General features: G+C 69.3%; 16 protein-coding genes. 10 read left to right on the forward strand and 6 right to left on the reverse strand.

The features are described from left to right. Window positions 1–15: 15 nt before the first annotated feature. On the reverse strand, window positions 16–750 hold the full coding sequence (locus ABZ260_RS10810) for a GntR family transcriptional regulator (RefSeq protein WP_355615542.1): 735 nt from the start codon (window positions 748–750) through the stop codon (window positions 16–18). 137 nt (window positions 751–887) lie between these two features. Between ABZ260_RS10810 and ABZ260_RS10815 the strand changes: the two genes are divergently transcribed. The 5 genes from ABZ260_RS10815 (at window position 888) to ABZ260_RS10835 (ending at window position 6936) form a co-directional block, all read left to right on the forward strand. Continuing rightward, a complete protein-coding gene (locus ABZ260_RS10815) occupies window positions 888–2174 on the forward strand; it encodes an extracellular solute-binding protein (RefSeq protein ID WP_355615544.1) in 1287 nt (428 codons plus the stop codon). A gap of 94 nt (window positions 2175–2268) precedes the next feature. Then, window positions 2269–3258 carry a sugar ABC transporter permease gene (locus ABZ260_RS10820; RefSeq protein WP_350929271.1) on the forward strand — a complete coding sequence of 330 codons (990 nt, stop codon included), beginning with the start codon at window positions 2269–2271 and terminating at the stop codon, window positions 3256–3258. After that, complete coding sequence (locus ABZ260_RS10825) at window positions 3255–4085, forward strand: carbohydrate ABC transporter permease (RefSeq protein ID WP_350929273.1); 831 nt, start codon at window positions 3255–3257, stop codon at window positions 4083–4085. Before ABZ260_RS10820 ends, ABZ260_RS10825 begins: the two co-directional genes overlap by 4 nt. Window positions 4086–4142: 57 nt before the next feature. Then, window positions 4143–5438, forward strand: a complete 1296-nt coding sequence (locus ABZ260_RS10830) for a beta-N-acetylhexosaminidase (protein ID WP_355550263.1) — start codon at window positions 4143–4145, stop codon at window positions 5436–5438. A gap of 94 nt (window positions 5439–5532) precedes the next feature. Beyond that, window positions 5533–6936 carry a cellulose binding domain-containing protein gene (locus ABZ260_RS10835; protein WP_355615547.1) on the forward strand — a complete coding sequence of 468 codons (1404 nt, stop codon included), beginning with the start codon at window positions 5533–5535 and terminating at the stop codon, window positions 6934–6936. Between the two features lie 153 nt (window positions 6937–7089). Here the strand turns inward: ABZ260_RS10835 and ABZ260_RS10840 are convergent, their stop codons facing one another. Continuing rightward, the gene (locus ABZ260_RS10840) at window positions 7090–9339 is read right to left on the reverse strand and encodes a serine/threonine-protein kinase (protein ID WP_355615549.1); all 2250 of its coding nucleotides are present in this window, start codon (window positions 9337–9339) and stop codon (window positions 7090–7092) included. Window positions 9340–9663: 324 nt separating this feature from the next. Here ABZ260_RS10840 and ABZ260_RS10845 point away from each other — a divergent pair, with 324 nt between their 5' ends. From ABZ260_RS10845 to ABZ260_RS10855, 3 genes are all read left to right on the forward strand, one after another. Continuing rightward, window positions 9664–10092 (forward strand): Rrf2 family transcriptional regulator, encoded by a 429-nt coding sequence (locus ABZ260_RS10845; RefSeq protein ID WP_355615551.1) that lies wholly within the window; start codon window positions 9664–9666, stop codon window positions 10090–10092. 66 nt (window positions 10093–10158) lie between these two features. Beyond that, window positions 10159–11337, forward strand: a complete 1179-nt coding sequence (locus tag ABZ260_RS10850; protein WP_355615553.1) for a globin domain-containing protein — start codon at window positions 10159–10161, stop codon at window positions 11335–11337. A 293-nt stretch (window positions 11338–11630) separates the two neighbouring features. Beyond that, window positions 11631–13037: a cytochrome P450 gene (locus tag ABZ260_RS10855; RefSeq protein ID WP_355615555.1), complete on the forward strand. Its 1407-nt coding sequence runs from the start codon at window positions 11631–11633 to the stop codon at window positions 13035–13037. A gap of 75 nt (window positions 13038–13112) precedes the next feature. Here ABZ260_RS10855 and ABZ260_RS10860 read toward each other — a convergent pair whose 3' ends face one another. Next, the gene (locus ABZ260_RS10860) at window positions 13113–13736 is read right to left on the reverse strand and encodes a helix-turn-helix domain-containing protein (RefSeq protein WP_355615557.1); all 624 of its coding nucleotides are present in this window, start codon (window positions 13734–13736) and stop codon (window positions 13113–13115) included. Between the two features lie 104 nt (window positions 13737–13840). Here ABZ260_RS10860 and ABZ260_RS10865 point away from each other — a divergent pair, with 104 nt between their 5' ends. Beyond that, complete coding sequence (locus ABZ260_RS10865; protein ID WP_355615559.1) at window positions 13841–15040, forward strand: cytochrome P450; 1200 nt, start codon at window positions 13841–13843, stop codon at window positions 15038–15040. Window positions 15041–15048: 8 nt separating this feature from the next. Continuing rightward, a complete protein-coding gene (locus tag ABZ260_RS10870; RefSeq protein WP_355550336.1) occupies window positions 15049–15258 on the forward strand; it encodes a ferredoxin in 210 nt (69 codons plus the stop codon). A 105-nt stretch (window positions 15259–15363) separates the two neighbouring features. Here ABZ260_RS10870 and ABZ260_RS10875 read toward each other — a convergent pair whose 3' ends face one another. The 3 genes from ABZ260_RS10875 to ABZ260_RS10885 all read right to left on the reverse strand — a co-directional run bounded on the left by ABZ260_RS10875 (window position 15364) and on the right by ABZ260_RS10885 (window position 18170). After that, window positions 15364–15951 carry a thioredoxin domain-containing protein gene (locus tag ABZ260_RS10875; protein ID WP_355550247.1) on the reverse strand — a complete coding sequence of 196 codons (588 nt, stop codon included), beginning with the start codon at window positions 15949–15951 and terminating at the stop codon, window positions 15364–15366. Window positions 15952–16086: 135 nt separating this feature from the next. Next, window positions 16087–16938 (reverse strand): SDR family NAD(P)-dependent oxidoreductase, encoded by an 852-nt coding sequence (locus tag ABZ260_RS10880; RefSeq protein ID WP_355615561.1) that lies wholly within the window; start codon window positions 16936–16938, stop codon window positions 16087–16089. After that, window positions 16935–18170: an acyl-CoA dehydrogenase family protein gene (locus tag ABZ260_RS10885; protein ID WP_355550242.1), complete on the reverse strand. Its 1236-nt coding sequence runs from the start codon at window positions 18168–18170 to the stop codon at window positions 16935–16937. The genes ABZ260_RS10880 and ABZ260_RS10885 overlap by 4 nt, the downstream gene beginning before the upstream one ends. Window positions 18171–18218 lie beyond the last annotated feature (48 nt).

Here is an 18218-nt window from a genome sequence, read left to right on the forward strand (position 1 = left end):
GCTGACCCGGCGGGGTCAGCCGGAGTCGGCGTTGAAGGAGAGTTCCGAGGTCACCCGGTAGCGGTCGCCCCGGTAGATCGAGCGGGTGAACTCGACGATCCGGCCGCCGACATCGCGGGTGGTGCGCTCGAAGAGCAGGGCCGGGGCGTGCTGGGGGACGTGCAGCAACTTGGCCTCGGTCTCGTCGGTGACCGTGGGCTCTATCGTCTGCACCGCGGTGCGGACGTCGACATTGAAACGTTCCCGGAGGAATCGGTAGAACGACCCCGACTCCATGTCGGCCGGGACGAGGCCGTCGACCAGGGCGTGCGGCAGGTGGATGCGCTCGATCGCCATGGGCTCGTCGTCGACGACGCGTAGCCGGACGACCCTCAGGACGAGGTCGGCGGGAGAGAGCTGGAGCCGGGAGGCGAGCCGCGCGCCCGCGGGGGCGGAGCCGAACTCCAGGATGCGGCTGAGCCAGTTGCCCTCGGCGGGTGGCGCGTAGAACGAGTTGCCCGTCGTCGACGCCAGCGCCTGGGTGACCCGGTGCGGCCCGGTGAAGGTGCCGCGCCCCCGCTCGCGGACGAGCAGCCCCGACCTGACCAGATCGTCGATCGCCGCGCGCACCGTGGGCCGGGAGACTCCGAGCTCCCTGCAGAGATCCCGCTCCGAGGGGATCGCCTCGCCCGGTTTCATGTCGGCGATGAAGTCGAGCAGGACATCGCGCACCCGGTCGCGCTTGAGCCCGGACCTCATGTTTAGCGTCACGCCCCCACCTTACCTAGACCTTACCTATTTGTTACCAGTCGTCCGAGAAAAAACAAGCCTTGACGACGGAACTGGTAAGAGCCACCCTATGCGGAGCAGGCCAATTACTTACCAATACATGACCTCTGGGAGTACCGATGGGGCATCGCCTCCGCGCCGCCGCGGCAGTGCTGACACTCGCCGCCGGCCTCACCGCATGCGGCTCCGCCGAGCCGTCACCCTCCGCGGACTCGCCCGGCTCGGCCGGCACCGGGAAGGGCGCCACGAACCTGACCGTGTGGGTCATGCGGGACAGCTTCTCCGACGCCCTGCTCGACCGCTTCCGCACCGACTACCTGGCGGCCCATCCGGACGTCACCCTGGACATCCAGGTCCAGGAGTGGGACGGCATCGGGCAGAAGGTGACCAGTGCCCTGGCCAGCAATGACGCCCCGGACGTCATCGAGGTCGGAAACACCCAGGTCGCCGAGTACGCCGCCAGCGGCGGGGTGAAGGACCTCACCGACAAGGTCGCCGACCTGGGCGGCGGCGACTGGCTGCCCGGCCTGGCCGAACCGGGCAGGATCGACGGGCGCCAGTACGGCATCCCGTGGTACGCCGCCAACCGGGTGGTGATCTACAACAAGGACCTGTTCGCCAAGGCGTCCATCACCGCCCCGCCGAAGACGAGGCAGGAGTGGCTGGAGATCACGGCCAACCTCAACAAGGGCGGCGACCAGGGCATCTACCTGCCCGGCCAGAACTGGTACACCCTGGCGGGATTCATCTGGGACGAGGGCGGCGACCTCGCGGTCAACGAGGGCGGCACCTGGAAGGGCGGCCTCGGCACCCCCCAGGCGCTGGCCGGCATCGAGTTCTACCGGACCCTCCAGGCGCTGGGCAAGGGCCCCAAGGACTCCGACGAGGCCAAGCCGCCGCAGGCCGACGTCTTCGCCAAGGGCGACGTCGCCCAGCTCATCTCCGCGCCCGGTGGCGCGGTGGCGATCGAGAAGGCCAATCCGGAACTGAAGGGCAAGCTCGGGTTCTTCCCGATCCCGGGCAAGACCGCCGACAGGCCGGGCGCGGTGTTCACCGGCGGCTCCGACCTGGTCATCCCCGAGGCCTCGAAGAACCACGAGGCGGCCTACCAGGTGGTCAAGGCGCTGGCGGGCGAGAAGTTCCAGGTCGACATGGCCAAGAAGATGAGCTACGTGCCCAACCGCGTCTCCCTCGCGGGCGCGCTGAGCGGCAACGAGGCGACGGCCGCGATGGCGGCGGGCGCCGCAGGCGGACACGCCACCCCCAACTCCCCCAACTGGGCCGCGGTCGAGGCCAAGAACCTGATCAAGGAGTATCTGACCAGGGTGCTCACCGGGGGTGACGCCGCCACCGAGGCCGCCAAGGTGGACCAGGGCATCGCCGAGATCCTCAACACCAAGTCCTGACACCCGACCACCCGGCTTCCCCGCACCATCCGCACAACCCGTGCCGGTCCGCGCAAGCCTCACACCCCCCGTACCGTCCGCTCCAAGGAGTGCCATGCCCGCTGCCTCCCAGGCCCCGCCCCGGCGGCGTGCCCGTGACCGGGACGCCACCGCACCCGCGCCGCCCGCGCCGCGACCCGGCGCGCGGCCGTCCCGGCTGAACGGCCTCTGGCCCTACCTGCTGATCGCGCCCACCCTGGCGGGCACCGCCTACCTGCTGCTCTACCCGCTGGTCCGCAGCGTCGTCATCTCCTTCCAGCACTTCAGGACCGGCGAGTTGATCCGCGGCGGGGCGGCGTTCGTCGGCCTGGACAACTACACGCGGGTGCTCGGGGGGGCGGAGTTCTGGGCCGTGGTGCGCAGGACCCTGCTCTGGACCGCCGTCAACGTCGTCCTCATCATGGTCGTCTCCACCGCGGTGGCACTGATGATCGCCCGGCTGGGCCGCAGGATGCGGCTGGCCGTGATGGGCGGCCTGGTGCTCACCTGGGCGACCCCCGTCCTCGCCGCCACCACGATCTTCCAGTGGCTCTTCCAGTCACGGCTGGGGGTGGTCAACTGGCTGCTGGTCACCTTGGGATTCGAGTCCTTCAGGGACTACACCTGGTTCGCCCACGGCACCTCCACCTTCGCCATCCTGGTCGCCCTGGTCGTCTGGCAGTCCGTACCGTTCGCCGCGCTCACCCTGTACGCGGGCCTGACCACCATCCCCGCCGAGCTGTACGAGGCCGCGCGGATCGACGGCGCGAGCGGGCGGCAGGTCTTCACCACCGTCACCTTCCCCATCCTGCGGCCGCTCTTCGGCCTGATCACCTCGCTGGAGGTGATCTGGGTGTTCAAGTGCTTCGCCCAGATCTGGGCGATCAGCAAGGGCGGCCCGGAAGAGGCCACCACCACCCTGCCCGTCTACGCGTTCCAGGTCGCACAGTCACTGCACAGGTACGACCTCGGCTCGGCGATCTCCAGCCTGACCGTGCTGATCCTGATCGCCCTCCTGATCACCCATCTCCGGCGGATGCTCAAGCACGAGGGAGAGCACCTGTGACCGTCCCGCTGCGCCGCGTACCGCTGAACCTCGCGGCCCTGACCGTGCTGGCCGTCTCGGTCTTCCCCGTCTACTGGATGGTGCTGACCGCGTTCAAACCCACCAGGGACATCCAGTCGCAGACCCCGACCTTCTGGCCCGCCCACCCCACCCTGGAGCACTTCGCGACCGCGGTGAGCGCCGACGGTTTCTGGACGTTCTGGGGTAACAGTCTCACCGTCACCGCGAGCGCGGTGCTGCTGGCGCTGGTGGTCGCGCTGCTCGCCGCGTTCGCGGTGGCCCGGATGCGCTGGCGCGGGCGCAGGGCGTTCGTCCTGATGGTCTTCATCGCCCAGATGGCCCCCTGGGAGGCGCTGCTGGTGTCGATGTTCATCATCGCCCGCGACACCGGGATGCTCGACAGGCTGTCGATGCTCACCCTGATCTATTTCATGACGACGCTGCCGTTCACCATCGTGACCCTGCGCGGGTTCCTCGCCTCGATCCCTCCCGAACTGGAGGAGGCGGCGCTGATGGACGGGTGCGGCAGGATGGCCGCCTTCCGCCGGGTGGTCCTGCCGCTGCTCGCCCCCGGCCTGATGTCCACCTCCCTGTTCGGCTTCATCACCGCGTGGAACGAGTTCGCCTTCGCCAACGCGCTGATCATCAAGAACCAGGACGACCGGACGCTGCCCGTCTGGCTCTCCTCCTTCAGCAACGTCTTCGGCACCGACTGGGGCGCCACCATGGCCGCCTCGACCCTCTTCATGCTGCCGGTGCTGCTGATCTTCCTCGTCCTGCAGCGCAGGGTCACCTCAGGGATGATCGCCGGCGCCGTCAAGGGATAGGTCCCACCGTCCGTCCACAGGCGCGCCCTTCCGGGGCGCCGTGAAGGGAAGACCAACGTGATCATTCCGAGGCCACGGGAAGTGGTCGTCGACGGGGGCTCCGTCGCGTTCCGGCGGGACCTGCTGCGGCTCATGCCCGACGATCCGTCCCTCGACGAGGAGGGCTACCGCCTCGACGTCTCCCCCTCGGGCGTCGAGCTCACCGCCGGTGGCCCGGCCGGCCGCTTCTACGGCTCGCGGACCCTCGCCCAGCTGGGGCCCGAGGTGCCGTACGGGACGATCGAGGACCGGCCGAGGTTCGCCTGGCGCGGGGTGATGCTGGACGTCGCCCGGCACTTCATGCCCAAGGCGTTCGTCCTGCGCCTCGTCGACCTGCTCGCCGAGCACAAGCTCAACGTGCTGCACCTGCACCTGACCGACGACCAGGGGTGGCGGCTGGAGATCGAGCGCCATCCCAGGCTCACCGAGGTCGGCGCCCGGCGCGGGGGGTTCTACACGCGACAGGACATCCGGGAGATCGTCGCCTACGCGGCGGAGCGCTTCGTCACGGTGGTGCCCGAGATCGAGATGCCCGGCCACGCCCAGGCCGCCATCGCCGCCTACCCCCACCTGGGCAACGACCCGTCCCGCCAGGTGGAGGTCTGGTCGGAGTGGGGGATCAGCGAGCACGTCCTCAACCTGGAGGAGTCCACGGTCCGCTTCTGCCAGGACGTGCTCGACGAGGTCTGCGACCTCTTCCCCAGCACGTACGTGCACGTCGGCGGGGACGAGTGCCCCACCACCGAGTGGGAGCGCAGTCCGGCGGCGCGGCGGCGGCTGGCCGAGCTGGGGCTGGCCGGACCGCGGGACGCGTGTGCCTGGTTCATCGGCCGGATGGCCGCCCACCTGGAGAAACACTCGCGCAGGCTGGTCTGCTGGGACGAGCCCGACCGCGCGCCGACGCCCGGCACGACGGTCATGGTCTGGCGGGACGAGCAGGCCGACCGTGGTGACAACGAGATCATCCTGGCGCCGCACACCCGGACGTACTTCGACTACCGCCCCTCGGCCGCCCCCTTCGACGAGCAGCCGGCCGGGTCGGACTCACCGACGGTCCAGGAGCGGGTCCTCACCCTGGCAGACACCTACGCGTTCGCACCCGACCCGGCCGCGCGGGGCGTGCAGTGCCAGTTGTGGACCGAGTACATGCCCACACCCGAGCGGGTCGAGTTCATGGCCCTGCCCAGGATGTGCGCCTTCGCCGAGGTCGCCTGGGGTTCGCCCGGCGACTACCCCGACTTCCTCCGGCGGCTCGGCCCGCACCTCGCCAGGCTCAGCGCCCAGGGCGTCCGTGGTGGGCCGCTCATTCCCTGACCTCCGCGGGACACCGGCGTCCGGTCGCCCGTGGAGGCGCCTCAATCCTGGAAAACCCCCAGGCCCCAGAAAGGCACCCAGGAAAGGAAAGCACGTGCGCAGAAAGCTGTTACTCGGCGGGCTCGTGTCCGCCATGCTGCTCGCCCTGGTGGGCGTCGCGGCGAATCCGGCCAGCGCCCAGCAGTCCCTCAGGCTCCAGTACAAGACGAGCGCCACCGGCGCGACCGCCGACCAGGTCGAGCCGTGGTTCAACCTGGTCAACAGCGGCACCTCGGCCGTGCCGCTGAGCGGTGTGAAGATCCGCTACTACTTCAAGGCGGACTCCGGGGCGACGCAGTACCGCTTCGCGTGCTCGTGGGCCGTGGTCTCCTGCTCCACGGTCACCGGGGCCTTCGGCACGCTCTCGCCCGGGACGGCCACCGCCGACCGCTACCTGGAGGTGGGCTTCACCTCGGGGAACCTCGCGGCCGGGGCGCAGACCGGTGACCTGCAGCTGCGCTTCTACCGGTCCGACTGGCAGCGGATCACCCAGAGCGACGACTACTCCTTCGGCCCGGCCCGCACCACCTACGGCGACTGGACCAAGGTCACCGTCTACCAGAACGGCGCCCTGGTCTGGGGCACCTCTCCCGCGGGTGGCGACCCGTCCCCGTCACCGACCCCGTCGGTCCCGCCCACCAACCCCGGGGGCAGCGGGGTGGTGTTCGACGACTTCTCGTACGGCAACGCCGACGACCCCAACCTCACCGCGCACAACTGGACGGTGCGCACCAACAGCGGCGGTCCCGGCGTGCCCGGCGCGACCTGGCCCAAGCAGAACGTGACCTTCCCCACGGTCTCCGGCACGAACAAGGCGCTGCAGCTCAAGGCGGTCACCAATGGCACCGGCGAGGGCACCCAGCAGTCGGAGGTACTGCACCAGCGCAAGTTCCTCGAAGGCACCTACGCGGCCCGGGTGAAGTTCTCCGACGCCCCGGTCAGCGGCCCCGACGGTGACCACGTCGTGCAGACCTTCTTCACGATCACCCCCCTGGCCTTCGACATGGACCCCGACTACAGCGAGCAGGACTTCGAGTACCTGCCCAACGGCGGCTGGGGCGAGCCCGGCAACATCATGTACACCACGTCGTGGGAGACGTACCGCAACGAGCCCTGGGAGGCGGTGAACGTCCACACCGAGGTCAGGCAGAGCTACGCGGGCTGGCACGACCTGGTCCTCCAGGTCTCCGGCGGCCAGATCAGGTACTACATCGACGGTGCCCTCTTCGCCGAGCACGGCGGCATCTACTACCCGGAGACGGTGCAGTCGGTCAACTTCAACCTCTGGTTCATCAGCGGCGGCCTGGTCGGCAGCTCCACCCCGCGCGACTACGTCCAGCAGGTCGACTGGTTCTACCACTCCAAGAACGAGGTGGTCGCCCCCGCCGAGGTCCTGAACCGGGTCAACGGCTACCGCTCCGCCGCCACCTCCTGGGTCGACACCGTCCCCAACCCCTGAGATCCCTGCCCGCACGACCAGGACGCACGGCCCGCGCCCGCCTATGGCGCGGGCCGTGCCCCTTTCTCTTTCCCAGGTGCCGACGCTTCCATGGACCTTCGGGCCGGGCGACCGACCGCGCCCGGCGAGCGTCGAGGCGCGGCGTCCGTCCGCTCAGCCGGCCCTGGTGTAGCTCAGTACCTGGTCCTCGTACTCCTTGTCGTCGGTGCTGGCGGCGAGCACCCGCTTCACCTTGCCCTTGAAGTCGACCACCAACGCCTCGTAGCCGGCGCTCTGCCTCCGCCAGGCCACGATGTGCCGGTCGTCGTACCAGCCGAGGATCCGGCCGGTCGCGAACGGGATCCGAGCCTGCAGCTTCGCGTCGGCGCCGGTGGACCGAAGGCAGATCTCCGCGGTCTCCTCGCAGTACGTGACCATCAGCGTGCCGGACGGGTTGAGGTGGTCGCCCTCGACCCAGATCGGATCGCCCACGTCCAGCAGGGTCTGCAGCACGGTGCCCCGCAGGTCGTAGAAGCGGATGCGCTTGGTGTCCTCGGTGACCGCCCAGGCGCCGACCGCCCGGCTGTCATTCCGCCAGAAGTAGCTCCAGTCCCCGATGTCCTTCTCCGTCACCCGGACGACCGAGGCCTTCTTCGTGGCGATGTCGATGATCGCGTAACCGTAGACGCGCGGGTTCTCCTTGATCGTCTCGAACAGGGTGACCAGCCCCTTGGTGCCGTCCGGCGACCAACGCGGGTAGAGCGAGATGGTCGGCCTCTTGGCGATCTTTATTTCGCTCTTCGTCCCCGTCTTGTGGTCGACGATCGAGACGACCTCGTAGTTGTCCGAGCTGTAGTAGCGGTTCACGGCGAGAGCATGGGTGCCGGCGGGGTTCAGCCTGTAGTAGGCGTGCGATTCGTCCTTGACGAACGCGTTGGTACCGGCCTTGCGGATGTAGGAGTGGCGGACGTCTCCCTTCCACACGTTGTAGGAGGTGAGCTTGATCGGGTCCTTGTCGCTCTCGTGGATCGTGATGGAGGTGGCCGGCAGTTTGATCTTCTGGTCCGCGGGCGGGATCGCGGAAACGGCCGGAGCAGGAGTGATGGTGGGGTTGGTGGCCGCCCGCGAGCCGGTGCCCGTTCCGGGGGTGGTTCCGTTCTGAAGCACCACTGTGATCGTCACCGCGACGAGCGTGAGCGCGAGCCCGGCGCCGGACACGACCCAGACCCGGCGCACGCGCCTTTTCCGGCCGGGGGACGGCTGCGCCCCCGGCGTGGCCGGAAAGACCGCTCCCTGAGGCGTGCCCCCGTACGGCGGCGGGTACCCGCCCGGCCCGGTTTGGTGAGCCGCATACCTTCCTGGCCCGGTTTGGTGCGGCGGGTATCCACCCGGACTGGCCCAGTGCGCCACGTACCCGCCCGGTCCGGCCTGGTGGGGTGGGTTGCTTTCGGGGCCTGTCCGGTACGGCGCCCCGGTCTGTGGACCGCCCGGGTAGGGGTGTTGGTCGGGATCGGTCCGCTGGGTCGCGGCGGCCACGCCCTCGGTGAGCATGCCCCGGGCCGAGGCGAAAGGCGACGCGCCCAGACCGCCCAGACCGTCCTGCGCGCCCGGACCGGCGTGGCCCAGCAGGCGCATCAGCGCCTCACCCGCCGTCGGACGCAGGCTCTCGTCCTTGGCCAGACACCGCCCCACCAGGTCACGCAGCGCCGGATCGGCGATCCCCGACAGATCCGGCTCGGCGTTGAGAATCCGGTTGAAGATCGCGGGCAGGCTGTCGGCACCGAACGGTGGCTGCCCGGTGGCCGCGAAGACCATCGTGCCCGCCCAGGCGAACATGTCGGCGGCCGGACCCGCGGCCCGCCCCGCGAGCTGCTCGGGAGTCATGTAGGCGGGTGTGCCGATCGCCGTCGAGGTCAGGGACGAGGTGCGATCCAGGGCCTTGGCGATGCCGAAGTCGATCACCCGGGGGCCGTCGGCGGCCAGCAGCACGTTGGCCGGCTTGAAGTCACGATGCACGATCTCGGCCTGATGGATCGCCACCAGCGCGGTCACCGTACCGATCGCCAGCCGGTGCAAGGACGCGCCCTCACGGGGACCCTCGGCACCGACGACATGTTCGAGCGTCGGCCCCTCGATGTACTCACTGACGATGTAAGGCCGCTGCTCCTCCGTCCCGGTCTCGATCACCGCGGCGGTACAGAACGTCGCCACCCGCCGGGCCGTGTCGACCTCACGCACGAAACGCTCCAGCGCCTCCCTGTCCTGGGCCAGATCACCACGCAGCAGCTTGACCGCGACCTGAGCCCCCGTGGGGGCGACGCCCAGATACACAGTCCCCTGACCACCCTCGCCCAGGCGCGCGGTGAGCCGGTACTCCCGCACCTTCGCGGGGTCCCCGGGCCGCAGAGGCGCAAGGTCCGGCATGACGACATCCTCCTTCACGTCATGAGCACCCACGTGAGACCTCGTACGGGCTCAGCGCCAAAAGTTCAGGATCATAGGGCCCACTTGTACCTCACTTGGAAGCCGGCGGAAACACCTGGCCACAAGGGGGATATCGGCCGGCAGGGCACAGACCGTACGGCTACCGGACCGCCTCCATCCTGGGCGGACAACGTCCCCAACCCCTGAGATCCCTGACCTCTCCCTCCCATATGGCCCCCGCCTTCCCCGGCGCGGGCCGTGCCTGCCTCCCCCCAAGACCCCCCTGAATCGGTAACCGAGATTCATATTTGTTACGGTTCTGTCGTGCGATTGACGAAGTTCACGGATCTGGCACTGCGGGTGACCATGCGGCTGGCGGTCGCCGAACCCGGCACGGTCCTCACCACCAGACAGGTGGCCGACGCCATGGCCATCCCCTACACGCACACGGCCAAGGCCATCGCACGCCTGCAGCATCTGGGGGTGGTGGACGCCCGCCGGGGGCGCGGCGGCGGCCTGGAGGTGACCGGCTTCGGCCGTAAGGCCTCGCTGGGATGGCTGGTCCGCGAGCTGGAGGGCGAGGAGGAGGTGGTCGCCTGCGAGGGCGACACCCCGTGTCCGCTGCGGGCCGCCTGCCGCCTTCGCGGCGCGCTGCGCGACGCCCAGCGGGCCTTCTACGCGGCGCTCGACCCGCTCACCGTGGACGATCTGGTCACCTCGCCGACCGGCCCGGTGCTGATCAATCTTTCCTGAGACCCGCCCCGCTCCCTTCGTCACGCATTTTAATATGAAGATCATCTACCAATTAAAGGAGAAGGCATGCTCTCTCTTGAATCGGCGGCGACGGTCCGGACCACGCTGCCCACCGTCCAGCGGGCCCTGGAGGAGATCACCGGGCGGTTCTACACGACGATGTTCGCCGACAACCCGGACCTGCTGAGGAACCTCTTCAACCGGGGCAACCAGGCCGACGGGACGCAGCGCCAGGCACTGGCCGGGTCGATCGCCGCCTTCGCCACCCTCCTGCTCGACCGGCCGGACGAGCGGCCCGACGCGCTGCTCTCCCGCATCGCGCACAAGCACGCCTCGCTCGGGGTCACCCCCGACCAGTACCAGATCGTGCACAAGTACCTCCTCGCCGCCGTCGCCGACGTGCTCGGCGACGCCGTCACCCCCGAGGTCGCGGCGGCCTGGGACGAGGTCTACTGGCTGATGGCCAACGCGCTGATCGCGCTGGAGGCGCGACTGCTTCGCGAGCCCGGCGACCCCTGGCTGCGCGCCACGGTCCTGGAGCGGCGACGCCAGACACCGGACACCGTCTCCTTCACCCTCGCCCCGTCGATCCCGCTCGCCTTCACCCCCGGGCAGTACGTCAGTGTCGGAGTCACCCTGCCCGACGGGGCACGGCAGATCCGGCAGTACAGCCTGTCGTGCGCCCCCGAGCGCGGTGACTGGCGGATCACCGTCAGGTGGGCCCGCGGGTCAGGACCCGACGGCGAGGTCTCCGGGTGGCTGCACGCCAACGTCCAGGCCGGGGACGAGCTCACCATCTCGGCGCCGTACGGCGACCTGACCCTGGCCCCGGGTGACGCCCCGCTGCTGCTCGCCTCCGCCGGGATCGGGATCACCCCCATGCTGTCGATGCTCGACCACCTCGCGGCCACCGGCTCCACCCGCCAGGTGATCGTCGTCCACGCCGACCGGAGCCCCGCCGACCACGCCCACCGCGAGGAGCTCGTCCGGCTGGTCGCCGAGCTGCCCGGCGCGACCCTGCACCGCTGGTACGAGGAAGCGGGCGCGTGCTCCTGCGACCCCGCGCCCCACGTCGGGTACGCCGACCTCGACGCGATCGACCTGCCCGACGGCCTCGTCGCCTACCTGTGCGGCCCGCTGCCGTTCATGCGCGGCGTGCGCGCGGACCTGCTCCGCTGCGGGGTCCCCGCCCGCGACGTCCACTACGAGGTCTTCGGCCCCGACCTGTGGCTCGGCCAGGACTGAGCACACTCCCGGCCGACGGGGACGCTCGGCGCCGGCGGTCGACACGGCACGCCGGCGCAGCGGCCGCCGGGACACCGCGGATCGAATTCGCGGCCTTTTCTGCCGCCGCCTTTCCAGGCGTCGCCGTCTCATATATCGGCAACAGAATCGGGGCTCAAAGTTGGCATCGACTTAAGAATGTCTTGGCATCCTCCGGTCAAGCCCAGAGGGGAAGGAACCGGCGTTAACGACCCCGCCGCGGCACAGGCCATATTCGACGTCGAGGGATTGACACAAAGGCAGCGCAGGGTGAGATGATGCGTCTCGCCGCTCCGGCCGAAGCAGCGGATACTTCCTCCGGCAGCCCCGACGAACAAACTCCTCGCACCCCCAAAGCCGACCGGCCGAATTCCGCTCAGGACACCATCGACCATTTCCGGTTAATCGGCACGGCTTCATATCGAGCGTTCGCCTTAAAAATCCCGTACCGCACGACCGTAGAGAAAAGGCCCGGCAGGATGACCACACCCCCTGTTTTCACACCGGACTTCTTCCAGAATCCTTATCCCACCTACAGATGGCTCAGAGAGAACCATCCCGTTTTCCGGACGACCATTCCGTTCACCGATGTCGGCGTGTGGCTGATCAGCAGGTACGAGGATGTCAGGGAGGGTTTCGCGGACGCCCGTCTCAGCAGCGACTACCGAAACGCGTCCCCCGCTTTCACCGAAGCCTCGCTGGCCTTCGGCTCAGGGACGATCGCGGAACGCTCCATGGTCAATCTGGACCCGCCGGACCACACGAGGCTGCGGAAGCCGGCGACCGCGGCCTTCAGCGGCCGGAGAGTCGCCCAGTGGGAGGCGGCCATCGAGAAGATGACGGATGCCCTCCTGGGCGCCGTGCCGACAGGCGAGCCCGTGGACGTCATGAACCACCTCGCCACCCCGCTCTCGGTCGGGCTGATCTGCGACGTCGTGGGCGCCCCGCCCGGCGACCGCGCGAGGCTGCGGGAATGGGGAGACCTGATGTTCACGGCCGACCCGGCCGAGCGTCACCTGGCGCACGGCGCCATCGAGTCCATGCTCGCGTATACCGGCGACCTCATTCTTCGGAAGAAAGACGACCTGGGCGCCGACCTGCTGTCCGATCTGATACGGGCGAGCCGGACCCCCGGGACGCTCGACGAGGACGAGCTTCTCACCACGGTGTTCGGAATCATCGTGGCCGGATACGAAACGTCCATACGCCTGGTCGGAAGCACCTTCCTGGCCCTGCTGGACCACCCGGAACAGCGTTCACTGCTACGCCGGGATCCCACGCTCATCGATTCCGCGATCGAGGAGGTGCTCAGGTACGACGGCCCCACCGCATCGCCCATGTGGCGTTTTCCCACCACAGACGTGGAAATCGCGGGAGTCACGATACCGGCGCACGAGCCGATCCTGCTGCTGGTCGGATCGGCGCACCGGGACTCCGCCCACTATCCGGCTCCCGACAGTTTCGACATATCGCGGGAAGACAAGCGCCACCTGGCGTTCGGGCATGGAATTCATCGCTGCGTGGGAGCACAGCTGGCACGCCTGGAAGCGAAGATCGTCATCGGCAGGACGCTGGGCCGGTTTTCGAGGATGTCGCTGGCCGTTCCCCGGGACGATGTCGTGTTCGCACCGTCTTTGATCATGCGTGGCCCGGCGCACCTGCCGCTGCTCTTCGGGAACTGATCGCCTTCGCGGACCTCGGAGAAGCGGGCCTTCTGGAACGCGGGCCCGCCGCGCCCCGAACCGGGAGAAGGAGGCTCAGCAGGAAGGCGGCGCGGCGGCGCGGAGGCCGTTCAGGGTGAACTCGGTGGCCTGGCGGCCGGCTTCCAGCATCTCCTCGGGGGAGGCACCGTGCCGCATGCTGACGAAGGCGGCGAGCTTGGCCCCGCCGATCACCGCGCCCACGGCCGCCGACGCCTCGGCCAGGTTCAGCTCGTCGGGACAGGCCCGGTGCAGGGCCTCGGCGAGTTCCTGCTGGCCGTCGAAGAGGAGCAGCAGGCCACGTGCCCTGAGCGAGGGGACGGTCATGACGAGGTGGTTGATGGGCGCTACCTCACGGGTGAGCTGGTCGTCGACGGCGAGCGCGGCGAACCCCGAGGTGATGGCGCGGCTCAGCAGGTCGACCGCCCGGTCTCCGGGACCGCGCTCGGCGATCACCCGCAGGGCGCGGTCGATGCCGTCTCGCGAGTTGTGGAAGACCACGTCCTCCTTGCTCGCGAAGTAGCTGAAGAAGGTGCGGGTCGAGACGTCGGCCGCTGCGGCGATCTCCGAGACGGTCGTCTGCTCGTAGCCCTTCTCGACGAAGAGCTCGATCGCCGCGGCGATGAGAGCGTGCCGGGTGCGCAGCTTCTTGCGCTCACGCAGTCCCAGAACCTCACTCATGCGGACATCTTAATGCATAGCACCATACTCTGCATCTATTGTAACTTTGCATTTGATGTAGTTTTCTGGATGGAGACCAGCTGCATCTCTGCATAGGAGCGACGATGACAGAGTCCCACGCGGAGGCGATCACCTTCCCCTTCGGACGCCCCGACCCCTTCACTCCACCCGAGCGCCTGGCCTCGCTGCGCGAGGAGCGGCCCGTCACACCGATGACCTACCCCGACGGCCGGGTCGGCTGGCTCGTGACCTCCTACCCCGCGGTGCGGTCGATCCTGGCCGATCCCCGGTTCAGCTCCCGGCGCGAGCTGCTGAACGTCCCGGTGCCCTTCCCGCTGATGCAGGAGATGCGCCGCCCGGCCGACCCCGGCATGTTCATCCGGATGGACCCACCCGACCACACCCGCTACCGGAAGCTGCTCACCGCGCAGTTCACCGTGCGACGGATGAAGCAGCTGGAGCCCAGGATCCACGAGATCACCGAGGAGCGGCTGGACGCGATGGAGAAGGCCGGGCCTCCCCAGGACCTGGTCAGGGAGTTCGCGCTGCCCATCCCCTCGCTGGTGATCTGCGAGCTGCTCGGTGTCCCGTACTCCGACCGCGAGGAGTTCCAGCAGGCCACCGCGGTGCTGCTGAACCTGGAGTCCGCCGTCGAGGACATCCGCGCGGCGGTCGCCCGCGTCGCCGCGTTCTTCGCCCGGCTCATCGAGCTCAAGCGGGCCGAACCGGCCGACGACCTGCTCAGCGGGCTCGTCACCGGCGGTGAGCTGACCGACGAGGAGCTGGGCAACATCGGGTTCCTGCTGCTCGCCGCCGGGCACGAGACCACCGCCAACATGCTCGGGCTCGGCACGTTCGCCCTGCTACAGCACCCCGACCAGCTCGCCGCGCTGCGCGCCGACCCCTCGCTGATCGACAACACGGTCGAGGAGTTGCTGCGCTATCTCAGCATCATCCACATCGGCCCGATCCGCGCCGCCCTGGAGGACGTCGAGGTGGACGGGGAGCTCATCAGGGCGGGTGAGGTGGTGACCCTCTCGGTCCAGGCCGCCAACCGCGATCCCTCGCGCTTCACCGACCCCGACCGTCTGGACATCACCCACCCCGCGAGTGGGCATCTGACATTCGGGCACGGGTTGCACCAGTGTCTCGGCCAGCAGCTCGCCCGCGTGGAGATGCGCACCGCGTTTCCCATGCTGTTCGATCGGTTCCCCGATCTACGACTCGCCATACCGGCGCAGGAGGTCCGCATGCGCGACACCATGTCCATCTACGGCGTACGGGAGCTGCCGGTCAGATGGTAGAGAACGCACTGAAGGTGACCACGGACACGTCGCGGTGCATCGGAGCGGGCATGTGCGTGCTCACCGCGCCGGAGGTGTTCGACCAGAGCGAGGATGACGGCACCGTCGTGCTCCTCGACGAGTCACCGCCGCCCGAGTCGCACGCCGACGTCCGCCGGGCCGAGCGGCTCTGCCCCTCGGGCGCCATCTCGGTGCAGGAGGATCCCGGCACCGCCTGACCTACCGGAGACGCCGGGATCCCGCACATCAGGGAACGCGGGATTCCGGCACTTCCCGATGTACGGCGGGGGCCGAGGCTCCGCCCCCCCGCCGGTCACCGGAGGTCACCGGCGCGAGCGGGCGACGGCCAGCACGGCGGTGAGGATGGCCTGCGCGTTGGCGGGTACCGGGACGTTCTGGACGAGGACCGTCGGCGTGGCGCTCACTCCGCGCTCGATGGCCGTCTCCGTCACGTGGGCGGCCCAGTCGAGGTAGACGCCCTCGCGCACGCATCCGCCGAACCCCGGATCGGTGATCCCCGCGAGGCGGCCGACCTCGACCAGCTCGTCGTCGGTGAGCCCCGGGCCTCCCTCCGGGGGCTGGTCGGCGAAGAGTGCATGGACGTACTCGACGAACCTCCCCCGGTCCGAGGCGCAACCAGAGGAGGCGGACGCGCGGGAGGAGTAGTGGTCGGTGGAGAGCTCGTCCAGGAAGCCCATGGGATGGTAGACGAGGCTGACCGCCCCGTCCGCCACCAGCCTTACCAGCGCCGGTCCCGCCGCCTCCTCGAACGCCTTGCAGAACGGGCAGAGGAAGTCGATGTAGGCGTCCACGATGACCGGCCCCGAGCCCACGGCGATACCGTCTCCCGCCGTGGAGGCGTCGGCGGGCACCCTGGCCGGCCGTGTGGGCCGATGCGGTCGAGCTGTCATGTGTTCCTCCCCGCGACGCGGAAGAGGGTCGCGGCCCCCGCGGGTCCAACCCCTCTCGTGCTCTACCCCGTGGCGGACCGCCGGAGCCCATAAACCACCAAAATTCGGACAAACCACACCTCGTATCGCACCCGCTCAGACTCGCGGTCCCGGAGCGCGGCGGAAGGAGAAGGGCTGGCTCTCACGGCCGGGGATCACGAACCAGCACTCGCCGGTGCCCTCGCTGTCGAGCAGCTGGACGAACGTCTCGACGACCGCCGAGACCTCCAGGATCGGGAAGCCGAGTTGCCGGAGCATCTCCCTGCCCTCGCCGAGGATCGCGGTGTCGGCGAACGAGGGGCAGAGCCCCTGCACCCTGATCCCCCGCGGCTGGAGATCCTGGCCGAGCGAGCGGACCAGCCCGACGACGGCGTGCTTGTTGGCGGCGTAGATGGGATCCGAGGGGATGCCGACGATGCCCGCCATGCTGGCGGTCGCCACGATCGTGCCGCCGCCCGCCGCCAGCAGCGCCGGGATCGCGGCGTGCGCCCCGAAGACGACACCGTCGAGGTTGACCCCCATCGCCAGGCGGTAGCGCCGGATGTCGAAGTCCTCGCCCAGCCCGCAGCCCGAGGTGATGCCCGCGTTGAGGAAGGCGAGGTCGAGCCTGCCGTACCGCTCGACCGCGGTCGCCACCGCCGCCTCGTTGTCCTCCAGCCGGGACACGTCGCAGTGGACATAGGTCGCGTCCAGCTCGTCGGCGAGCTTCTCGCCCGCGGCGTCGTCGACGTCGGCCAGGACGAGACGGGCCCCGCCCTCGGCCAGCCGCCGGGCCACGCCCGCGCCGATGCCGTTGCCGCCGCCGGTGACCAGGGCGACCCTGCCCTCCAGCCGGTCACTGCGGACCACGTTGAACGCCTCGGCCGGGCTCTCGGTCCCCAGCCCGCTGAGCAGCCCGCCCCCGCCGCCGGCGGACCAGCCGCCGGTACCCGTCTTCTCCGTGGTCAAAGTGGCAGCCCTCCGGTCGCGGCGTTGGTCGAACCCGTGCTCTGGTACGCCGCGATCGTACGCTCGGCGATGCGCATCTGGTGGATCTCGTCGGCACCGTCCGCGAAGCGGGCCCAGCGGGCGTGCTGGAGCATGTTGGCCAGCGGGGTGTCGGTCGAGTAGCCGAGCGCGCCGTGCACCTGGATCGCCCGGTCGACGATCCGGTTGAGGCTGTTGGCCACGAAGTGCTTCGCCATCGAGACCTCGGTGCGGAAGTCCTCGCCCTTGTCGATCTTCGAGGCGGCGTGCAGGACCATCAGCTTGCACTGGTAGAGCTCCATCGCCGAGTCGGCGATCAGCCACTGGATGCCCTGCTTCTCGGCCAGCAGCGATCCGTGGCTGTAGCGGTTGAGCGCGCGGTCGACCATCATGTCCAGCGCCGTCTCGGCCTGGGAGATCCAGCGCATGCAGTGTGCCAGCCGCGCCGGGCCCAGGCGGTACTGGCCGAGCCGGTGGCCGTTGCCGCGCCCGCCGAGGATCTGGCCGTCGTGCACCCGCAGGTCGGTGATGACGATCTCGCTGTGGCCGGTGGAGCCGTGCATCGTCTCGACCTCGCGGACGTCGTTCCACCCCTGCTGCGGGAGGTCGATGAGGAAGGCCGTGTTGCCGCCGCGCGAGCCCTCGGGCACATCGAGCTCGGTCTTGGCGATGAGGATGGCGAAGCTCGAACGGCGGGCGTTGGAGATGAACCACTTGTGGCCGTTGATGACCCACTCGTCGCCGTCCCTGACGGCGTGGGTGCGGATGAGCGTGGGGTCGGAACCGGCCACCTCCGGCTCGGTCATCGCGAAGCATGACATCTTGTGGCCCTTGAGCAGTGGTTTGAGGTACTTCTCCTTCTGCTCGTCGGTCGCCCAGTGCAGCAGCGTGTGCATGTTGCCCTCGTCGGGCGCCGCGCAGTTGAGGACCCAGGGCCCGAGCCGGGTCTTGGCGGCCTCGGACTGCACCATGGCGAGTTCGACGTGGCCGAGGCCCATGCCGCCCCACTCCTTGGGCATGTGCGGCAGCCACAGCCCCTCGGCCCGCGCCTTCTCGCGCAGCTCGAAGATGACCCGGATGTACTCGTCGCGGGTGGTCACCTTCTCCTCGTCGTCGAAGCCGCTGACGGCCGGGATGATGGTCTCCTGGACGAAGGCCCGTACCCGGCGACGGATCTCCTCGTGCTCGGGGGCGAGGGTGAAATCAATGGCCATGGGGTCCTCCCCTTACCGGTGACCGGCAGGCCAGAAGGGAACGCCTTC

Source organism: Streptosporangium sp. NPDC006013, assembly GCF_040614275.1.
Taxonomy (GTDB): Bacteria; Actinomycetota; Actinomycetes; order Streptosporangiales; family Streptosporangiaceae; genus Streptosporangium.

Coding starts and splice junctions, on each gene's coding strand:
- ABZ260_RS10885 (WP_355550242.1), bottom strand. CDS start 18,170: ATGGCCATTGATTTCACCCTCGCCCCCGAGCACGAGGAGATCCGTCGC.
- ABZ260_RS10865 (WP_355615559.1), top strand. CDS start 13,841: ATGACAGAGTCCCACGCGGAGGCGATCACCTTCCCCTTCGGACGCCCC.
- ABZ260_RS10840 (WP_355615549.1), bottom strand. CDS start 9,339: ATGCCGGACCTTGCGCCTCTGCGGCCCGGGGACCCCGCGAAGGTGCGG.
- ABZ260_RS10850 (WP_355615553.1), top strand. CDS start 10,159: ATGCTCTCTCTTGAATCGGCGGCGACGGTCCGGACCACGCTGCCCACC.
- ABZ260_RS10815 (WP_355615544.1), top strand. CDS start 888: ATGGGGCATCGCCTCCGCGCCGCCGCGGCAGTGCTGACACTCGCCGCC.
- ABZ260_RS10855 (WP_355615555.1), top strand. CDS start 11,631: ATGATGCGTCTCGCCGCTCCGGCCGAAGCAGCGGATACTTCCTCCGGC.
- ABZ260_RS10860 (WP_355615557.1), bottom strand. CDS start 13,736: ATGAGTGAGGTTCTGGGACTGCGTGAGCGCAAGAAGCTGCGCACCCGG.
- ABZ260_RS10875 (WP_355550247.1), bottom strand. CDS start 15,951: ATGACAGCTCGACCGCATCGGCCCACACGGCCGGCCAGGGTGCCCGCC.
- ABZ260_RS10820 (WP_350929271.1), top strand. CDS start 2,269: ATGCCCGCTGCCTCCCAGGCCCCGCCCCGGCGGCGTGCCCGTGACCGG.